This window comes from Kushneria avicenniae (assembly GCF_900112585.1).
In the GTDB taxonomy this organism is placed as follows: domain Bacteria; phylum Pseudomonadota; class Gammaproteobacteria; order Pseudomonadales; family Halomonadaceae; genus Kushneria; species Kushneria avicenniae.
In genome coordinates this window covers 77,269-97,611 of the sequence record NZ_FOLY01000002.1, presented here as the reverse complement: position 1 = coordinate 97,611, position 20,343 = coordinate 77,269, and the positions used below count along the sequence as shown (strand labels likewise).

Annotated in this window: 17 protein-coding genes and 1 riboswitch; of the genes, 3 read left to right on the top strand and 14 right to left on the bottom strand. The window is 60.9% G+C overall.

Annotated features, from left to right (window positions below):
• Positions 1-101: 101 nt before the first annotated feature.
• From BM079_RS03775 to crcB, 6 genes are all read right to left on the bottom strand, one after another.
• Positions 102-1,772 (bottom strand): BCCT family transporter, encoded by a 1,671-nt coding sequence (locus tag BM079_RS03775; RefSeq protein WP_090130995.1) that lies wholly within the window; start codon positions 1,770-1,772, stop codon positions 102-104.
• Positions 1,773-2,006: 234 nt separating this feature from the next.
• Complete coding sequence (pstB, locus tag BM079_RS03770; protein ID WP_380059417.1) at positions 2,007-2,834, bottom strand: phosphate ABC transporter ATP-binding protein PstB; 828 nt, start codon at positions 2,832-2,834, stop codon at positions 2,007-2,009.
• 27 nt (positions 2,835-2,861) lie between these two features.
• Complete coding sequence (pstA, locus tag BM079_RS03765) at positions 2,862-3,704, bottom strand: phosphate ABC transporter permease PstA (protein WP_090130994.1); 843 nt, start codon at positions 3,702-3,704, stop codon at positions 2,862-2,864.
• 10 nt (positions 3,705-3,714) lie between these two features.
• Positions 3,715-4,674 (bottom strand): phosphate ABC transporter permease subunit PstC, encoded by a 960-nt coding sequence (gene pstC / locus BM079_RS03760; protein ID WP_175489591.1) that lies wholly within the window; start codon positions 4,672-4,674, stop codon positions 3,715-3,717.
• A gap of 96 nt (positions 4,675-4,770) precedes the next feature.
• A complete protein-coding gene (gene pstS, locus BM079_RS03755) occupies positions 4,771-5,805 on the bottom strand; it encodes a phosphate ABC transporter substrate-binding protein PstS (protein WP_217639637.1) in 1,035 nt (344 codons plus the stop codon).
• A 152-nt stretch (positions 5,806-5,957) separates the two neighbouring features.
• Positions 5,958-6,347: a fluoride efflux transporter CrcB gene (crcB, locus tag BM079_RS03750; protein WP_090130992.1), complete on the bottom strand. Its 390-nt coding sequence runs from the start codon at positions 6,345-6,347 to the stop codon at positions 5,958-5,960.
• A gap of 86 nt (positions 6,348-6,433) precedes the next feature.
• Positions 6,434-6,522: riboswitch (Fluoride riboswitch) on the bottom strand.
• A gap of 115 nt (positions 6,523-6,637) precedes the next feature.
• Here crcB and BM079_RS03745 point away from each other — a divergent pair.
• The 3 genes from BM079_RS03745 (at position 6,638) to BM079_RS03735 (ending at position 10,748) form a co-directional block, all read left to right on the top strand.
• Positions 6,638-7,489: a CvfB family protein gene (locus tag BM079_RS03745; protein WP_090130990.1), complete on the top strand. Its 852-nt coding sequence runs from the start codon at positions 6,638-6,640 to the stop codon at positions 7,487-7,489.
• A 52-nt stretch (positions 7,490-7,541) separates the two neighbouring features.
• Positions 7,542-8,894 carry a DUF945 family protein gene (locus BM079_RS03740; protein WP_175489590.1) on the top strand — a complete coding sequence of 451 codons (1,353 nt, stop codon included), beginning with the start codon at positions 7,542-7,544 and terminating at the stop codon, positions 8,892-8,894.
• A gap of 162 nt (positions 8,895-9,056) precedes the next feature.
• Positions 9,057-10,748 (top strand): NAD-dependent malic enzyme, encoded by a 1,692-nt coding sequence (locus BM079_RS03735; RefSeq protein ID WP_090130987.1) that lies wholly within the window; start codon positions 9,057-9,059, stop codon positions 10,746-10,748.
• Between the two features lie 75 nt (positions 10,749-10,823).
• Here BM079_RS03735 and BM079_RS03730 read toward each other — a convergent pair whose 3' ends face one another.
• The 8 genes from BM079_RS03730 to BM079_RS03695 all read right to left on the bottom strand — a co-directional run bounded on the left by BM079_RS03730 (position 10,824) and on the right by BM079_RS03695 (position 20,272).
• Positions 10,824-12,242 carry a sugar porter family MFS transporter gene (locus BM079_RS03730; RefSeq protein WP_090130984.1) on the bottom strand — a complete coding sequence of 473 codons (1,419 nt, stop codon included), beginning with the start codon at positions 12,240-12,242 and terminating at the stop codon, positions 10,824-10,826.
• A 171-nt stretch (positions 12,243-12,413) separates the two neighbouring features.
• On the bottom strand, positions 12,414-13,085 hold the full coding sequence (locus tag BM079_RS03725; protein ID WP_090130982.1) for a nucleoside/nucleotide kinase family protein: 672 nt from the start codon (positions 13,083-13,085) through the stop codon (positions 12,414-12,416).
• A gap of 98 nt (positions 13,086-13,183) precedes the next feature.
• A complete protein-coding gene (gene tal / locus BM079_RS03720; protein WP_090130980.1) occupies positions 13,184-14,143 on the bottom strand; it encodes a transaldolase in 960 nt (319 codons plus the stop codon).
• 100 nt (positions 14,144-14,243) lie between these two features.
• Entirely contained in the window at positions 14,244-15,746 is a 1,503-nt protein-coding gene (gene xylB, locus BM079_RS03715) for a xylulokinase (protein ID WP_090130978.1), read from the bottom strand.
• A 38-nt stretch (positions 15,747-15,784) separates the two neighbouring features.
• A complete protein-coding gene (locus BM079_RS03710; protein WP_090130976.1) occupies positions 15,785-17,254 on the bottom strand; it encodes a mannitol dehydrogenase family protein in 1,470 nt (489 codons plus the stop codon).
• Positions 17,255-17,309: 55 nt separating this feature from the next.
• Entirely contained in the window at positions 17,310-18,461 is a 1,152-nt protein-coding gene (locus BM079_RS03705; RefSeq protein WP_090130974.1) for an ABC transporter ATP-binding protein, read from the bottom strand.
• 57 nt (positions 18,462-18,518) lie between these two features.
• On the bottom strand, positions 18,519-19,373 hold the full coding sequence (locus tag BM079_RS03700) for a carbohydrate ABC transporter permease (protein WP_090130972.1): 855 nt from the start codon (positions 19,371-19,373) through the stop codon (positions 18,519-18,521).
• Positions 19,370-20,272, bottom strand: coding sequence for a carbohydrate ABC transporter permease (locus tag BM079_RS03695; protein ID WP_090130970.1), 903 nt, complete (start codon positions 20,270-20,272; stop codon positions 19,370-19,372). Before BM079_RS03695 ends, BM079_RS03700 begins: the two co-directional genes overlap by 4 nt.
• Positions 20,273-20,343: the final 71 nt, after the last annotated feature.

Genomic DNA, 20,343 nt, shown 5'->3' with positions numbered 1-20,343 from the left:
CGCTGGAATAGCTGTAGATAATCAGACCGACCCTGAAGGCCGGCCTGATACTATTACTGCACGACACCTTTTTATGCCGACACCGTTGATCCCGATGTTGTTTATTCCGGTTCGATCTGCCCGGTGCCCCGGTCCCGATTGATACGACGGTTCTTGACCCCCGGTACTCGACGCAGGCGGTCGGCATTGGCATCGGACATCTCATCGGCCTCGAAGGCATCCGCCCCGACCGGCGTTTCATTATGCTGACGGTAGAGGTTGAGCAACATCTGTTTGCGGTCGGCACGCAGCTCCTTGAGCAGCACATATACCATGCCGTAGATAATCAGCGTAAACGGCAGCGCCGAGACCACCGCAGCTGACTGCAGCCCGCTCAGACCGCTCTCACCGCCGGCCGTGATCAGAATCAGACAGATGGCCGCGATCAGCACCCCCCAGGTCACCCGCTTGTAGAGCGGCGGATTGAGCGAGCCCTTGTCGGTCATCTGCCCCACGATATAGGCCGCCGAATCTGCCGAGGTGACCAGAAAGATAAAGATCAGGAGCATGGCCACGATCGACAGCGGGAACGAGAACGGCATCTGATCAAACATCACGAACAGGGCCGAGGTGATGTTGTCGCTGGTGGCCTGAGCCAGGCCCGCATCCTGATAGAGATCCATGTGCAGGGCCGCCCCGCCAAAAACACCGATCCAGAGACAGGCCAGCAGCGGCGGCACGATCAGTACCCCGAAGACATACTCCTTGATGGTGCGACCGCGCGAGACACGCGCCACGAAGGTTCCGACAAAGGGTGACCAGGCAATGACCCAGGCCCAGTAGAACACGGTCCAACTGCTGATCCAGTCATTGTCGGTGAACGGGTTGATCCGCAGGCTCATGCCCAGAAAGTTCTGCAGGTAATCCCCCATGCCGACCGTAATGGTTTCCAGAATGGCCACGGTCGGCCCGGTCACCAGGATGTAGAACATCAGTCCCAGACACAGAATCATGTTCAGATTCGACAGCCGCTTGATGCCCTTGTCGAGCCCGGAGACCGTGGACATCATATAGCACACGAACATCGCAAACAGGATGATGGCCTGCCACATGAAGCCCTCGGCCACGCCGAACACGGCATGCAGGCCGCCATTGATCTGCAGCACCGCAAGGCCGATGGAAGTCGCCACACCCATGACGGTGGCCACGACCGCAAAGGTATTGAGCAGACCGCCGGCAAACACACGTCCCTTGCCAAGCTTTGCCGTCAGCGGCGACATGACCGTCGACACCAGCCCGGTCTGGCCCTTGCGAAACTGGGTATAGGCAATGATCAGTCCCACCACCGAAAACGCGGCCCACTGGTGCACGCCCCAGTTGAAAAATGCGTACTGGATCGCGTAACGCGCGGCGTCCGGCGTGCTGCCTTCCATGTCATCGAAGGGTGGGTTCATGAAATGCATCATCGGCTCGGCCATGCCGTAAAACACCAGCCCTACCCCGAAGCCGGCCGCCAGGAGCATGCTGACCCAGGAAAAAAAGTCGTAGGATGGCTTGCTTTCCTGGGGACCGAGACGAATCTTGCCGTATTTGCTGAAGGCCAGTACCAACAAAAAGATGACGAATCCGAAGACCGAAAACAGATAGAACCACCCAAAGAGATGGGTGACACCGCTCAACGCGGCGCTGGCGCCCTGACTGAACCGGTCAGGAAAGATGGCCCCGATGGCCACAAGCATCACGATAATGATCGTGGATGCGACAAAGACACGCTGTCTGGGAGCAATAACCATAAATGCGTCGTCCCCTGTCGTTGTTGGAATGTCATTACAGACTAGTTCAGGAATATCAGAGTCAACGCAGATTCCTTCTTTTGCCTGCCGCCTCATATGGGCATATCAGACCTGCATCACTCACCAGGGCCCTGCAGCACGTCTTCAAGGCACGCAAAAAAGGGGACACGTCGGTGTCCCCTCCCTGGTCCTCTGCACCGCAGGACCATTACATACTAGCCACATTAAAGCCTTCTATCCATAACGACCCGTTATATAATCCTCGGTCTGCTTCTTCTCCGGGTCGGTAAAGATCTGATCGGTCTGACCGCATTCGATCAGCTCGCCCAGGTACATGAACGCCGTGATATCGGACACACGCGCCGCCTGCTGCATGTTGTGCGTCACGATCACGATCGTGTAGTCGGTCTTGAGCTCGTGAATCAGATCCTCGATATAGCCGGTCGAGATCGGATCCAGCGCCGAGGTTGGCTCATCAAGCAGGATGACCTCGGGCTTGACCGCGATGGTACGTGCGATGCAAAGACGCTGCTGCTGGCCGCCGGAAAGCGCCTGACCGTTGGTCTTGAGCTTGTCCTTGACCTCGTTCCACAGCGCCGCCTTTTTCAGTGCCCACTCCACCCGCTCATCCATGTCACGCCGCGACAGGCGCTCGTATAGCTTCACGCCGAAGGCAATGTTGTCATAGACCGACATCGGGAACGGGGTCGGTTTTTGAAACACCATGCCGATACGAGCGCGCAGCAGGTTGATGTCCACGCCAGAGGCGTGAGTGTCCTGACCATCCAGCAGAATGCTGCCCTCGGTCTTCAGTCCCGGATAGAGATCATGCATGCGGTTAAAGCAGCGCAAAAGCGTGGATTTACCGCAGCCGGAGGGTCCGATATAGGCCGTCACCTGGTTGGCCGGAATGTCCATCGAGACCTTCTTGATCGCCTGGAAATCGCCATAGTAGAAATCCAGCTCCTGAACCGACAGCTTGGCAGGGGCCGCCGCATGGGTATTTCCGGAAGCGTTCTTGGGTGTCTGCCTGGGCGCCATGGTGAAATTCTCTGATCGCATGTTCATGAAATGAAAACCCCTTGATGCCTACTTCTGCGAACGCGCCGAGCTTACGCGCGCCAGGATATTGAGAATCAGCACCGCCGCCGTCAGTATCAGTGCCCCGGCCCACGCCAGCGAGACCTGAGCGGGAATAAACGAGTTGATGGTCATGTTCTGGTAAAGCACCATCGGCAGGTTGGGCATTTCGCTGCCCATGTTGAAAAAGTTCCACTGATTGGTATTGAGCGCCGTAAAGAGCAGCGGCGCCGTCTCGCCACTGATGCGTGCACACCCCAGCAATACGCCGGTCGTGATGCCCGCCTTCGCCCCGCTGTAGCAGACCTTGAGCACGATCAACCAGCGATGAGCGCCCAGTGCCGCTGCCGCCTCACGCAGCGAGTTGGGCACCAGCAGCAGCATATCCTCGGTCGAGCGAATCACGACCGGAATGATGATGACCATCAGCGCCGCAACGCCCGCCCAGCCCGAGAAGTGTCCCATCGGCAGGACCACCACGGCATAGATATACAGACCGATAATGATGGAGGGCGCCGACAGCAGCACGTCGTTGATAAAGCGGATGGTATTGGCAAGCTTCGAACGACCGCCGTATTCGGCAAGCCAGGTGCCGGCCAGAATGCCGATCATGGTGCCGCCAATGGTCGCCAGCGCCGTCATGATCAGCGAACCCAGTATGGCGTTGCCCAGCCCACCGCCGGACATGCGGGTACGCTCGGTAAAGACGTCCAGCGACAGGGCCGGCACCCCTTTGGATACCAGCGTGACAAGAATCAGAAACAGCCAGATCACGCCAAAGGCCGAGGCCAGCAGCGAGGCAGCCATGATGATGCGGTTGATGGTTCGCCGACGGCGATAGACAGGATTCATGAATCGCTCCTCACGCGGCACGCTGTTCCATGCGCTTGAGCATGAAACGGGCCAGTGCCAGCACGGCAAAGGTAATCAGGAACAGGACCAGTCCGAGCAGCAAAAGCGCCGAGCGCTGCAGGCCATCGGCCTCGGAGAACTGATTGGCAATCAGGGCGGCAATCGAGGTGCCCTGCCCGGTCAGCGTCGCACTCAGGAAAAGGTTGTTGCCGATCACGAAGGTGACCGCCATGGTCTCGCCCAGCGCCCGGCCCAGCCCGAGAATCACGCCGCCCAGCATGCCGCCCTTCACGGACGGGAAGATGACGTGGCGGATGACCTCCCAGGTGGTGCAGCCCAGTCCATAGGCAGACTCGCGCATGATCGGCGGCACGGTATGCATGACATCACGGGTCACGGCCGTGATGAACGGAATGATCATGATGGCCAGAATCAGGCCGGCGGTGGTCAGTCCGGTACCGGCCGGGAATACCGATGGAAAGTGGGACTGGAGAAACGGCGCCAGCACTTCAACGCCCCACATGCCGTAAATGATGGAAGGTACGCCCGCCAGCAGCTCCACCATGGTGCCGATGGTGCGCCGCAGCTTCGGCGGGCAGAGCTCGGTCAGAAAGATGGCGATGCCCAGCGAGACCGGAATAGCGATGGCGATGGCGATCAGCGACGTCACCAGCGTGCCGTAAATGGCTGGCAGCGCTCCAAAGTTTTCAACGTTGGCGGCCCAGCGATCGCCGGTAAAAAAGGACAGCCCCAGCTCCTGTAGAGCGGGCCAGCCGGCCAGTACCAGCGAACCGGTAATCGTGCCCAGCAGCAACAGCACCAGCAGCGCCGAGCTCCGGGTCGCGAGTTCAAAGAGCCGGTCGACAAGACCGTTGCGCTTGAGGGCACTACGCTCCTGCGCACTGGCCGACAGCTTCTGCATCCGATCGCCCTCTGAGGTCTTTGAGGTAACGCTGCTGCCGGTCGTCATGGGTCATACCTGTACATGGACATTCTTGGGAAGGTCAGGTGGACAGAGGCCGGAGCACATGGCTCCGGCCCGTTACACTGCTGCGACAGGGCCTGCTTACTGCTGCCAGACCGCGTTGCCGCTGCTGTCCTTGATCTGCGACCAGACGTCCTGCTTGATCATGCTGACCACGTTGTCCGGCATCGGGATATAGTCCAGCTCGGTGGCCATATCGCCGCCGTTTTCAAACGACCAGTCGAAGAAGTCGAGCGCGTCACGAGCGGCCTGAGCATCCTTGACTTCGGTGTGCATGAGGATGAAGGAGGCCCCCACGATCGGCCAGCTCTCGTCACCCGGCTGATTGGTCAGCACCAGGTACATGCCGTCGGCATTTTCCCAGTCAGCATTGGCAGCCGCGGCCTGGAAGGAGTCGCTGCCGGCGGTCACGAAGTTACCAGCCTGATTTTCCATCTGCGCCACGTTCAGATCGTTCTGCTCGGCGTAGGCCGACTCGACGTAGCCGATGGCACCGTTGATACCGCTGACCTGACTTGCCACACCCGCATTGGCCTTGGCACCAACACCGGCAGGCCAGGCCACCGACTTGCCTTCACCGATCTCGTTTTTGAACTCTTCACTGACCTGAGCCAGGTAATGCGTGAACAGGAAGTTGGTGCCCGAGCCTTCGGCGCGATAGACCGGGGTGATTTTCGTATCCGGCAGCGTCACGTCAGGGTTGAGCCTTGAGATGGCGTCATCATTCCAGGAGGTAATCTCGCCCCGGTAGATGTCGGCCAGGGTCTGACCGTCCAGGCGCAGCGCGCCGTCTTCGACGCCTTCTACATGCACGACCGGTACCACGCCGCCCATGATCTGCGGCCACTGGACCAGGTTGTTCTTCTTGAGTTCTTCCGGGGTCATCGGCGCGTCACTGGCACCGAAGGTGACCGTATTGGCGGTGATCTGCTGGATACCGCCGCCGGAGCCGATGGCCTGATAGTTGAGGCCGTTGCCGGTCTCGTCCTGATAGCCATCGGCCCACTGGGAGTAGACCGGATAGGGGAAGGTTGCACCGGCGCCGGTAATGGTTGCGGCCGAAGCGGTGGCCGCCAGCGAGGTAGCGATAAGGGCTGCAGCGACTTGCTTGATCATCTGGATGGCTCCGTTCCCTTGCGCCAGGGCGCCTGGCGCCCTGCTGGTAATCATGCCGCCCGGAATAAAGGGGCGACTGCTCAACACAACGCCAGGTTAGCAAGCAAATATGTCAGTTTTATTGCAGCACTGTCATATAACCGATATGACCGCTACCGAAGCCACTGCCGCACAAGGGTGACGCAGGCCATGCCAAAAGCGGTCATGACAAGAGACCCGGCCAGATGGGCCCCGATGCCGGCCATGGCGTTGAGATAGCGCCCGGCCTGAAGTTGCCCGATGATTTCCAGCGAGAAGGTCGAAAAGGTCGTCAGCGCGCCCAGAAAGCCGGTCACGACAAAGAGTTTCCAGTGCGGACTCAACTCCGGCAGCAGATTAAACAGCGCAAAGGCGATGCCGATCAGCCAGGCGCCCAGCAGGTTGGCCACCAGCGTGCCAGGCGGCAGTGGCGGAAAGAGCGCGTTGAGCGCCAGCGACAGGGCCCAGCGCAGGTTGGCCCCCAGTGCGGCCCCCAGGCCGATGGCGAGAACGGAAAACCACATGGAACACTCCTTGAAGATTGAATCCGGAGCGAACGTGGTGACAAAACGAAGGATCGCCATGACATACCTGCGCTCGCACCCGGGTGCGTCATGCAGGCATCATTAATCACGACGTGTCAGAACGCGATGGTTTGAAGCCTGCGGCTTCAGGAGGCATGCCATCTCCCGACGAAAAGCATTGCACTCCCTCGTGCGCATGACAAGTCGCGCACTCCCCCCGTTCATCCCCTGCCCGCCACCGATGCGTTTGCGTTAACATAATGGCTTTACTCTGTTTACGGGGCGTGATCATGCCGGCAATGGGCCGTTTCAATACGCTTGAGATCCTCAGGCCGTCCTCCATCGGGCTGTTTCTCGACGGTGGCGAACTGGGCGATGTGCTGCTGCCGACGCGCCAGATCCCCAGGGATGCCGCAACCGAGCCGGGCGATTCGCTGCGGGTCTTTTTGTACCTCGACAGCGAGGACCGCCCGATCGCCACCACCGACCGCCCGAAGATTCAGGTCGGCGAGTTTGCCGCACTGGAGGTAGTCGAGCGCACTCCGGTCGGCATCTTTCTCGACTGGGGCCTGCCCAAGGATCTACTGCTGCCGCATTTCGAGGAGCGCACGAACCGGCCGCTGCGTCAGGGCGATCGCTGCATGGTGGTGGCCTATCTCGACGACCGGACCCGGCGCATCACCGCCTCGATGCGACTGGATCGCTATCTGGACCGCGAAAGCGCCGATTACACGCCGGGCGATGCCGTTGACCTGATCATTACCGGCCCGACCGATCTTGGCTTCAATGCCATCATCAACCATCGCCACCGGGGGCTTTTGCACAAGAGTGAAGCGATTCGACCGCTGCGCATGGGCACCCGAACCCAGGGCTACATCCAGCGTATTCGTGACGATGGCAAGATCGACCTGAGCCTGCAGCCCCGGCGTGAGGCGCTGGCCGACACGCTGTCCGCGCAGATTCTGGAAGAACTGCAAAAGGCCGGCGGGAGGCTTGCCATCAGTGACAAGAGTGACCCGGCCCTGATCCAGCGCACCTTTGGAGTGAGCAAGGGCAACTTCAAGAAAACGATCGGTGGACTCTACAAGCAGGGTCTGATCACCATCGACGATGACGGCATAAAGCTGGCGTCACCCTCCTGACAGCCCGTAGCCGATCACTTTGAAACCATTAATGGAACGTTCGGGGAACTTCATGCGCAAGACAGCGGGCATTATCGGGGTTGCAGCGGTCATTATCGTGGCGGGCGGGGTGGCAGCCCCCTGGTACACCGGCAAACGTATCGAGCAGGAATTTCGCCAGGGCGTCGAACAGCTATCCGGCAGCGTTCCCATGGAAGTCACCCGATACGACCGTGGCTGGCGCACCGCCGATGCCGTCACCCACGCTGTCATCGACACCGAAGACGGCCCATTTGAATTCGACATTCACCACCACATTACCCACGGCCCGTGGGGGTTTGGCTGGGCGCATATCGACAGCACGCCCGATTTTGGCGAGCATCAGGACACCGTGGCGCACTATTTCGGCGATCAGACACCGATAGAGGCCACCACCACCGTAGGCTTTGGCAACGACGTCAACATCGACTGGCACTCACCGGCGTTTGATGCCACCGATGTGCCGGAAACGCCCGGCGCACGGCTGGCCTGGGGCGGCATGGAAGGCCATTATCGGCTTGATGGCGATCACACCACTACCCGCGTGTCGATCCCGTCGCTGAACTTCCAGGGCAAGGAGAGCTCGCTGATCCTCAATGCGCTGAATCTGGATGGCAGCGGCGCCGGCGGTCCCGACTGGCCCGATGTGGACAATTTCTGGGACGGCCGCTTCAGAACCACCCTGGGTCAGCTCGATTTTCAGGACGACGCCGAAAACGTGGCCCTCAAACTGGGCATGGACGGCCAGGGACAACTGCGTGACAACGGCGATGACGGCCTGTCGATGACAGGCTCCTGGCAGTTCAGCAACGTTGTGCTGAAAGATCCCGCTCTGGCCGAGCCCGTGATCATCAATAACGCCACCCAGACCCTGGCGCTCAAGCATCTGCCCCGCGAGGCCACCCGCACGCTGCTGATCGATCTGTCCAGCATCGATGAATCACTAAATGAAGACCAGGCCACTGCCCTGATCCAGCAGCGACTGCTCCGTTATCTTGGTGACGCCCTTGAAGGCACGCCCTCCGCCGAGATCACGGTGGCGGGACTGAATACGCCGCAGGGATCGCTTGAAGGCAAGCTGGCGCTTGATTTCGATCCCATGGAGGCGGGACAGGATCCCATGACGACGGCGCTGAAACGCGGTCACCTGACGTTGGACATGGCTTCGGACAAGGCACTGCTCACGCACCTGATGGCATTTTCCAATGCTGGCGCCCGCCCGGAGCAGACGCTTGCAGGGCTGGAACAGGAGGGACTGCTGGTCCGCGATGGCGACCGCTACCGTATGGATGTCGAGATGAACAGCCGCGATCTTCGCGTCAACGGCGAGTCTCATCCCGAGCTTTACATGATGCTGCCCCTGCTTTTGATGTCACTGGGCAGCTGATGGATTCGGCCCGGCGCGCCTCGCCGGGTCGTGGTGGCGCTGTGTTGCGTTCCGGAAGATGGCAACAGCAGGAACGCCGCCGGCGATGAATGACCCGGTCGATTCCCCTGCACGCTGTGTCCGGGGTCTCCCTTCACTTTCTGTCTACAGCGAGTCATGACGATGGATCAGAACCCTTCTCGCCCGCTTTATATCGTGCATTCGGGGCCTACCCTGCTGGAAACGCCGCTGCTCAACAAGGACAGTGCCTTTTCACTTGAAGAGCGCATCCAGTTCAACCTGCTGGGCCTTCTGCCCCAGAACATCGAAACCATCGAAGAGCAGGCCGAGCGCGCCTATCAGCAGTACGCCCAGCAATCCAGCGATCTGGATCGTCATATCTATCTGCGCTCGATCCAGGACAGCAACGAAACGCTTTTCTTCCGCCTGCTGGAAGACCATCTCGAAGAGATGCTGCCGATCATCTATACTCCCACCGTCGGCGAGGCGTGCCAGTCCTTCTCTCAGATCTATCGCTCCCACCGCGGCATCTTCATCTCCTATGATCACCGCGAACACATCACCGACATCCTGCACAGCGCCACCAAGGACAACGTCAAGGTCGTGGTGATCACCGACAGCGAGCGCATTCTGGGGCTGGGCGATCAGGGCATCGGCGGCATGGGCATTCCGATCGGCAAGCTCTCGCTCTACACCGCCTGTGGCGGCATCAGCCCGGCCTACACCATGCCGATCGTGCTGGATGTCGGCACCAATAACCAGGACCTGCTCGACGACCCGATGTACATGGGCTGGCGCCATGAGCGCGTCACCGGCGAGGCCTACTACGAGTTCGTCGATCAGTGCATTCAGGGCATCAAGCGCCGCTGGCCCAACGCCATCATCCAGTTCGAGGATTTCGCCCAGGCCAACGCCATGCCGCTGCTCGAGCGCTATCGCGATGAGATCTGCTGTTTCAATGATGACATTCAGGGCACCGCCTCTGTGGCACTGGGCACCCTGTTTTCGGCCTGCAAGGCCAAGAATGAAAAGCTCTCCGAGCAGCGCGTTGCCTTTGTGGGTGCGGGATCGGCCGGCTGCGGCATTGCCGAGCACATCGTGCTGGCCATGCAGGAAGAAGGTCTCAGCGAGCAGGAAGCCCGCAAACGTATCTTCATGATCGACCGCTACGGCCTTCTGACCGATGACATGAGCAACCTGGTCAACTTCCAGCGCCGTCTGGTGCAAAAGCGCGCCGACATCAGCGACTGGGACACCGGCAGCGGGGATCTGGCCCTGATCGACGTGGTGCGCAATGCAAAGCCGACCATCCTGATCGGCGTATCGGGCCAGCGCGGGCTCTTCACCGAAGATGTCATCAAGACCATGCACCAGCACTGCAGCGAGCCGCTGGTCATGCCGCTGTCCAACCCGACCTCACGCATCGAAGCCACACCGCGCGACATTCTGGAGTGGACCAACGGCGAAGCGCTGGTCTCCACCGGCAGCCCCTTCAAGCCGGTCACCATCGGTGATCGCAAAATCCCGATTGCCCAGTGCAACAACTCCTACATCTTCCCGGGCGTAGGACTGGGGGCCATTACTGCGAAAGCCACACGCATCACCGATGGCATGCTGATGGCCGCCTCGAGAGCGCTGGCCGACTGCTCGCCGGTCGCGCTTGAAGGCAAGGGCGCCGTTCTGCCACCGCTGTCCGACATTCAGGAAGTCAGCCGCAGGATCGCCATCGCCGTGGCCAAACGCGCTCAGGAAGATGGCGTGGCGCTTGAAACCGATGACGAGACCATCCACCAGGCCATCGATGCCAACTTCTGGCGCCCGCGCTACCGCCAGTATCGTCGCGCCTCCTACTAGGCCGATGCTACCCATCCAAAAGGGCGCCCTCGGGCGCCCTTTTTCATGGCTGACAGTCACTCATGTCTGCGCTGTCTATTCCGCAGCCTGTTCCTGTGCCGCCACCGCCTTTTTGCGTTTGGCCGGGAAGAAGGTGCCGTTGCGAAGATCCGCCTCGATCTGCTCGAGCGAGCGCCCTTTCGTTTCGGGCACATAGCGCACGATAAATACCAGCGCGACGATGGTGATCAGTGCGTAGAGCCAGAAGGTACCGGAGGTGCCCAGTGCACCGATCAGCGACAGCGTGGTCAGCGTCATCAACAGGTTGAAGACCCAATGGCTGAAGGCGCCAACGCTGGCACCCTTGCCGCGCACGAACAGCGGATAGACCTCGGCGTTGATCAGCCACAGGCAGACGCCAAAGCTCGAGTTGAGCGCCATGTAGATGGCCAGACATGCCACCAGCGTCCACTGCGCCGCTGCATTATCGGGCGAGCCGCCGATAAAGAGCGCGCCCATGATGATCAGTGCCACGGCCGAGCCTGGCACCATCCAGAGCAGAAAGCGCTTGCGACCGATCCGATCGACCAGAAAGATGCCCAGTACGGTGGCCAGGTTGATCAGCACGGCCCCGCCCACGGCGGCCAGCACCGAGGCGCTGTCACCAAAGCCGGCATCACTCAGGATGGTGGGGGCGTAATAGATCAGGGCGTTATTGCCGGTAATCTGGGAAAACATGGCGATACCAAAGCCCGCAATCAGAGCCGGACGCACCCACGAGCTGAACAGATCCCGCCAGCTGCCTTCCGGCTGCGCGGCAATCTCCTTGATCTCGTCAAGCTCCTGCTGTGCACCCTGTCGGTCGCCTCGCACGCGCTCGAGAATGCCCAGCGCCTGCTGCTCGCGATTCTTGCCCAGCAGCCAGCGCGGGCTTTCCGGCAGCAGCAGCATGCCGATCATCAGCACCACCGAGGGAATGATGCCGAGCGCGAACATCCAGCGCCACTGATGCCCCAGGGCGTAACCGGTGAGATAGGCCACCAGGATGCCAAAGACCACCATGAACTGGAACATCACCACCAGTTTGCCGCGATGCGCCGGCGGTGTGACCTCGGCGATATAGACCGGAATGATCTGCGTGGCGCTGCCGGCAGACAGACCCAGAATGAAGCGCGCCAGAATCAGTATGCCCACGCTGGGGGCCGCCGCCGACAGGATCGAGCCGATGGTGAACACTAGACCGACCAGCGCGATCGACCAGCGCCGACCGATGCGGTCAGAGATGGGACCGGTCCCAAGACAGCCCACCAGCGCGCCCAGGATGATGGCGCCGGTCACGATCTGCTTGAGCGTGTCGTTGAGCACGAAATCACGCGCCAGTCCCAGCAGGGCGACCCCGATAATGCCGGTATCGTAGCCAAAAAGCAGCCCGCCCAGCGCTGCAATGATGGACACCAGCGCGACCAGGGTTTTGCCCTGAGGCCCCCTGCGCGCACTCTCCGCGTAATGCTCCATGGAAACTCCCGAAACTGGCTGAATCGTGTCAGCGCGCTGATCAAAAAAATGCCCTGATGCGAACACCAGAGCCTGATCAAATTGTAACCTGAACCCATCCTGATGCGATCCTCCATTGGCCGTAGAACGGCAGGCAAATGGTGATATCGCGTGACATCACGTAATATTCACTTATATAAACCGGATGCAGGCGCCATCCCAGCCGATGATTCGATCCGCGCGTGATCTGGTGGCCTCGATCTGTTCGGCATTGGGGCGGTCGGTACTCGCCACCCACGCCCGGGCTTCGCTTTCGCTGCGCCCAAAACTCATGTGACGCTCGACCAGCCACTGCTCGCGCAGCTCGGTGCCGACCTCGACATACCAGACTTCATCAAGCATCGCTCTGACCTGATCCCAGGGAGAAGTTTCCATCAGCAGATAGTTGCCCTCGGTCACCACCAACGGGGTGTCGGGCAGCACGGCAATGCTGGCGGCAATGGGTTCTTCGATCTCACGATAAAAGCCCGGCGCGTAGACCGTCTCCCCGGCCTGCGGCGCGCGCAGCCGCGCCAGCAGTGACACGTAACCGGCACCGTCAAAGGTATCCGGCGCCCCCTTGCGATCAGCACGTCCCAGCCTGGCCAGTTCGCGATTGGAGAGGTGGTAGCCATCCATCGGCACCACCTGCATCCCATCATCAAGCCGATCAAGCAATGCCTCGCTGACGCTGGACTTGCCCGCACCCGGCGCCCCTACCAGCCCCAGCAGCGCGCGGGGCCTGTCACGCACCAGCGCTCTGGCCGCGGTGACGACGGCCTCATCAATCATGAGGCCTGAAATATCGTTTTCGGAGGACGTCATCTTTCTCTGGACCTTTTGTTCAGGACTTTTGAAACCAGGGGATCACATAAAAAAGGCCGGCTCCAGAGGAGCCGGCCCTTTATGGTGAAACGCTGTCGTTACAGACGCTTCTCGATCAGACCTTCGAGTTTTTCCTGATCCTCGGCAAACTTGCGAATGCCTTCGGCCAGCTTGTCGTTGGCCATCGGATCCTGGTTGTGCTCCCAGCGGAACTCGGCTTCGGTCATCTTTTCGACCTTTTTGTCGCCGGCACCGGTGTCGGTCACCTTGCGCTCGACCTCGCCTTCAGTATTGGCCAGCTCTTCCAGCAGGGCCGGAGAGATGGTCAGGCGGTTGCAGCCGGCCAGCGCCAGCACCTGATCGGTATTACGGAAGCTGGCGCCCATGACCACGGTGTCATAGCCGTAGTTGCTGGCGTAATCGCAGACACTGCGCACGAATTTCACGCCCGGATCGTCATCGGGCGCGTAGTGCTCGACGCCGTCACGCTGCTTGTACCAGTCGGTCACACGACCCACGAAGGGGGAAATCAGGAACACGCCGGCTTCAAAGCAGGCTCGCGCCTGAGCGTCGCTGAACAGCAGCGTCAGGTTGCAGTTGATGCCCTCACTCTGGAGCTGTTCGGCGGCACGAATGCCTTCCCAGGTCGAGGCGAGCTTGATCAGGATACGATCGCGATCAACGCCGGCCTTTTTGTAAAGGTCGATCAACTTGCGCGCTTTCTCGATGCTGCCTTCACGATCAAAGGAGAGCTTGGAGGCGACTTCGGTAGACACAAGGCCCGGCACCAGCTTGGTGATCTCGGCGCCCACAACCACTGACAGACGATCCACGGCGTGCTCGAGGCGCGCTTCGCGGCTCTGACCTTCGGTTTCCTGCTTCACTTCCTTGAGCGTCTTGTCGATCAGCTCCTGGTAGCCTTCAAGCTCAAAGGCCTTGAGCAGCAGCGAGGGGTTGGTCGTGGAGTCCTGAGGCTGATATTTCTTGATCGCTTCCAGGTCACCGGTATCGGCGACAACCTTGGAAACCGCCTTGAGGGATTCAAGCTGAGTTGCCATGTATCACTCCATCGAATCGGTTGGGGCCAGCCGACGGGGCAGCATCGACTGACCGCGATATTCATGCAGAAATGGTCTGTGACCGTTTGCGGCGGAAATTCTACCGTATCAGAGCTTCAGGATAGCGATCTTTAAGCGTTTCTACATAGTCTGCGTAGATATCTGCATAGCGCGATACGTTATCCCTGTCAGGCAATGTGAGGGTGGATCGGTCAATATCAACCGCATGGCGGCAGATATCGGCCAGTGCCGTCCGGCGCCCCTGCATGTATTCGTCGCACCACTGGGCCTGCAGCGCCCCGCCCAGTGCGGCTGCTTCGCGGATGGTCGGGCAGACCAGTTCCACGTTCATGATGTCGGCGATCATCTGTCGCCAGACCTCGCTGTTGGCACCGCCCCCCACCAGACGCAGCTGCTCGGGGCGAATATCAAAGGCCTCCAGCAGATCCAGCCCATAGCGCAGGCCGAAGCTGGCGCCCTCCATGACTGCACGACAGAGGTTATCCGCAGAGAAGTTGTGGGCCGACAGCCCCAGAAAGCTGCCGGTGGCCTCGGGCAGCATCGGCACGCGCTCACCGTTGAAAAACGGCAGCACCCTGACGCCTTCGGCGCCGATGGGCGTGCGCGCCACGGCCGCATTGAAGGCCTTCACGTCATGACCCAGCACGCGACTGAGCTGACTGGTCGCCGAGGTAACGTTCATGGTGCAGATCAACGGCAGCCAGCCGCCGTGACTGGCGCAAAAGTTGGCCACCAGGCCGTTGTCGGTAATCGCCGGCTGGCTGGCGCTGGCATAGAGGGTGCCGGAGGTGCCCAGACTCATGGTGACCGCGCCGGCCTCGATATTGCCGGTGCCGATCGCCCCCATCATATTGTCGCCACCGCCGGCCGAGACGATCACGCTGTTGCCCAGCCCCAGACGACCGGCCACCTCGCGCCGCACGGTGCCGGCCGGCTGATGCGGCTCGATCAGCTGCGGCAGCACGCGCTGCGGGTCCAGCTCGGGCGCCACCTTCGAGAAGGCCTCGAAATGCCAGCAGCGCTTGCGGGTATCGAACCAGCCCGTGCCGGAGGCGTCACCGTATTCGGCAGTGTATTCACCGGTCAGATAGAAGTTGAGATAGTCGTGCGGCAGCAGGATATGAGCGATGCGGTCATAGGCGTCGCGATGGTGGCGGCGCAGCCACATCACCTTGGAGGCGGTGTAGCCGGTCTGGGGTACCACGCCCAGCGTGTCCAGACAGCCCTTCTCGCCCCCCAGCGACTCGATGTATTCCGCGTTTTCCTTCGAGGATTCGGTATCGTTCCAGAGCTTGCCCGGATAGACCGGCGTGCCCTGTGCATCGAGGGCCACCATGCCGTGCTGCTGACCGGAAATACCGATGCCGCGAACGGTACCGGCATCGATTCCGGCGGCATCGATGGCCTGATGGAAGGCCGTCTCAAAGGCCTGAACCCACCAGTCGGGACTTTGCTCACGACGACCGCTTTCACGGCTGATCAGTTCGTGCGCCTGCTGCCCCTCGCCGATAATGACGCCTTTTTGTGCGTCCAGCACCACCACCTTGGTACTCTGCGTGCCGCAGTCCACACCGATATACATGGGCTCTTCCTGTTGGAGAATGCTGTCGTGGCAACGGCTCAGCGTACCGATTCCACCGTCGCCCGCGCCCCCTGCTGATGCAGGCGGGAAAGCGCCTGAGTGTAGGCCTCGACAAAGCGTTCGTTGTCGATCAGGTCACCAAACACTTCCCGGTTTTCAATAAAGGCCAGCGGATTGTCACGATTGTGCCGGGCGATCTCGTGCAGCTCGTCTCTCATGCGATCAACGATCTCGATCGGTTCATTCTGCTCGTCCACGCCTTCAGCGTAGCGGGCCCAGCTGGCGACCACCGCGGCCGAGCGCTTGATCTCGCCATCACGCTCGAGCTGCTCGCGGATTACCGGCAACAGCCACTTCGGAATGCGATCGGAGCTCTCGGCGCACAGCCGCGCCAGGGTGTCGCGAATCTCGGGATTGGCAAAGCGCTCGATCAGCGTGCGGCGGTAGTCATCAAGATCAACCCCGGGAACGGGTGCCAGCGTGGGCGTGCCCTCCTCGACCATGTAGTTGAGCAAAAAGTCGGCGTAGAGCTCGTCCTGGCAGACCTCATGGGCGTAGCGATAGCCATCGAGATAGCCGAAATAGGTCAGCGCCTGGTGGCTGGCGTTCAGAAGGCGCAGCTTCATCAGCTCGTAGGGCATGACGTCATCGACCACCTGCACGCCGACCGCCTCATAGGCCGGACGCCCCTGGTTGAAATGATCCTCCAGCACCCACTGGGTGAAGGGCTCGCACACTACCGGCCAGCCGTCCTCGATGCCAAAGCGCGTCCTGATCTGCTCGCGGTCTTCATCGGTGGTCACCGGCGTGATGCGATCCACCATCGAATTGGGAAAATGCACCTCGTTCGCGATCCAGTCGCCAAGTTCCGGGTCACGACGCCGGGCAAAGGCCACGAAGGACGCCTTCGCCACGTCGCCGTTGGCCTGAATGTTGTCACACGACATGATCGTGAACGGCGCCATGCCCTTTGCGCGACGGCGCGCGAGCGCCTCGACGATCAGGCCGAAGAAGGTTTTCGGTGTCGCATCGGCGTCCAGGTCGTGACGCACCTCCGGGTTGTCGACATTGAACTCACCGGTGACATGATGAAAGTTGTAGCCGCCCTCGGTGACGGTCAGCGACACGATGCGGGTCGTTTCAGCCACCAGCCGCTCGATCACCGTTTCGGGATCGTCAGGGGCGTAGAGATAGTCGACGATCGAGCCGATCACCCGCGCTTCCCAGCGCCCGTCGGAATGCTTCTGCACCAGAGTGTAAAGGCCGTCCTGCGCCTTGAGCACTTCCTGCATGCGCCGATCACCCGGCATGACCCCGACACCGCAGATGCCGGAGTCCATCGCCCTGCCCTCATTCATCAGCGCATCAAGATACATGGCCTGATGAGCGCGATGAAAACCGCCGACGCCGAAGTGAAGGATGCCAACGCTGACATCGTCACGGTTGTAACGGGGCAGGGTGACATCACTGCCCAACTGATCGAGATTGCCTGCCTTCAGCGCTGTCATGCGCGCACTCCCTGTTGTGTCGGATGTCGCGGTTGTCGAATGTCGGGGTCAACGGTTACGCGGTAGCCTGAGTCGATGAGGCCGCCGAGTCGGGTTCGAGCCCCAGCGCCTGATCGCTTTCGATATCAAAAAGATGGACCTGGTCCGGGTCGAAGGCCAGCCCCAGTGTGTCACCGATCTCTACGTCCAGATGCGCCGCAAGCTGCGCCGTCACAAGCGTATCGCCCACGCGCACCTGCACCATCGTGACCGGCCCCAACGGCTCAATCACTTCAATGACGCCTTCCAGCCGGCCGCGGCCGCTGCTCTCCTCGACCTGATGCAGATGTTCCGGACGGATGCCCAGCCAGCAGCTTGAGCGCTGACCGCCCTCGCCCAGCGCGGCCTGAAGGCGTGGCCCGAGCGGGCATGAAAAGCCCTGGCCTCCAAGGCCATCGCCGTGATGATCGGCCTGCAGGAAATTCATTGACGGCGTGCCGATAAAGCCGGCCACGAAACGGTTGACCGGACGCTCGTAGAGGTTATAAGGCGTGTCCACCTGCTGGATGCGGCCGTCGCGCATGACCACGATGCGCTGGCCCATGGTCATGGCCTCGGTCTGATCGTGGGTGACGTAGAAGGTGGTCACCCCAAGGCGTCGGTGCAGCCGCGTGATCTCGGCGCGCATCCCGACGCGCAGGCGCGCGTCCAGGTTGGACAGGGGCTCATCCATTAGAAAGACCTGCGGCTGGCGCACCAGTGCCCGCCCCAGCGCCACGCGCTGACGCTGGCCGCCGGAGAGCGCCCGCGGCTTGCGATCCAGCAGGTGCTCGATGTCCAGGATGCGGGCCGCCTCCTGCACGCGCTGTTTCACTTCCTCCTTTGGCGTCTTCTTGAGTTCGAGGGCAAAAGCCATGTTGTGATAGACGCTCATGTGCGGATAGAGCGCATAGCTCTGGAACACCATGGCGATATCGCGATCGCGCGGCTCGACGCTGCTGACGTCCTGACCATTGATGCGAATCTCGCCGGCCGTGTTGTGCTCAAGCCCCGCGATCATGCGCATGGTGGTGGATTTACCGCAGCCGGAGGGGCCGACCAGCACCACGAACTCGCCATCTTTCGTGGTCAGATTGAAATCCTCGACCGCGTTGGCATGCTCGGCGCCCTTCTTGCCCGGCATGCTGTCGTAGCGTTTGGCCACGTTTTTGAGTTCTACAATTGCCATCGAAGCGCTTCCTTTTCCAGGCACAGCCATCCGGCTGCGCAGATCGATTCAATGCGCCTATTTGACGGCGCCAAAGGTCAGCCCGCGGACCATCTGACGCTGGGCGAACCACCCCAGCACAACAATGGGGGCAATGGTCAGTACCGAAGCCGCCGACAGTCGCGCCCAGAAAAGTCCTTCGCCGCTTTTGAACGAGGCCGTGTACACCGCCAGCGTGGCCGCGTGGTAGTCGGTCATGGTCAGACTCCAGAACGACTCGTTCCAGGCCAGAATCAGCGCCAGCAGGCCGGTCGAGGCCAGGCCGGGAAGGGCCAGAGGTAAAATGACGCGAAACATGGTCTGGGCCGTACCGGCGCCATCGATGCTGGCCGCTTCGATGATGTCGATCGGAATATCGCGAAAGTAGGAGTACACCATCCACACCATGATGGGCAGGTTCATGGCGGTGAACAGCATCGTCAGCCCCAGTCGGGTATCAATCAGCCCCAGCGAGCGATAGACCAGAAACACCGGGATCAGAACCCCCACGGCCGGGATGAACTTGGTCGAAACCATCCAGACCAGCGTGAAGTCGGTGCGTCTGGAAGGGAAAAACGCCATGGCATAGGCCGCCGGAATCGCCAGCGCCAGCCCCACCAGCGTCGAGCCGAAGGCGGTAATCACCGAGTTGAGGGCGTAGTGCCAGTAGCCACTGCCCTGGGCCAGCGCGCTGCGAAAGCTCTCGAGCGTGGGCGAAAAGATAAAGGTCGGCGTCATGCTGAACGCCGTCTGCTCGGTCTTGAGCGCCGTCAGCACCACCCAGAAGATGGGAAAGAACATCGCAATCCCGATCAACCAGGCCAGCAGCGTCAGCGCCGTACCGCCGGAGCCTGCCTTGCGTCCGGGCGTGCGATCAGCGTTGGATGCAGTCATCGTTGGCTCCCCGCATTGAGGTTACCGGCCACGAACCGGATCAGGAAAATGGCAAAGATGTTGGCCAGCACCACCGCGCCAATGGCTGCTGCCGAGGAGAGGCCGATGTCGTACTGGAAAAACGCGCTTAGATAGATGTAGTACGGCAGGTTGGTGGTCGCCGTGCCCGGGCCGCCGCTGGTGGTGGCATAGATCTCGGCAAAGGAGGTCAGAAAGAAGATGCTCTCCAGCATGATGACGACATAGAGCACCTGGCCCAGATGCGGCAGCACGATGTGGCGAAACTCCTGCCAGCGATTGGCGCCATCCAGACGAACGGCCTCGAGCTGATCTTCCGGCAGCGACTGAAGCCCGGTGAGCAGGATCAGCAGCGCAAAGGGTGTCCACTCCCAGCTGATCATCATCACCACCGACAGCAGCGGGTAGCTCGACAGCCACTGAACGGGCTCCAGCCCGATCGAGCGCATCACCCAGGAAAACAGCCCGTAGACCGGGTCCAGCAGCATGTATTTCCAGATCAGCCCGGTAACGACCGGCATGACAAAAAACGGCGAGATGGCCAGCGTCCGCGCGATGCCTCGCCCGACAAAGGTGCGATTGAACAAAAGCGCCAGTGCCAGCCCCGCCACGACCGTCACCAGTAGACAGGTCGCGACCAGCAGCAGCGTATTGAGCAATGCGTCCCAGAACACGGGATCGGTAAAGAGCAGCTCATAGCTCAATCCCCCTGCGAAGCCGCGCATGTCCGGCATCATCAGGTTGTAGTCCTGGAACGAGTAGTACAGCGTCATTGCCAGCGGGACGATCATCCAGACCAGCAGAAACAGCACCGACGGCGCCATCAGGCGCTTGGTCGGTGCCCGCTTGCCGGGAGATGCATCGGTTGGGGAAGCACTCATGTCATGGCCTCGCACGGCAGGAATCATCAGCAAAAGTGACCACGCAGCAGGTCTCCGCGTGGTCACACCAG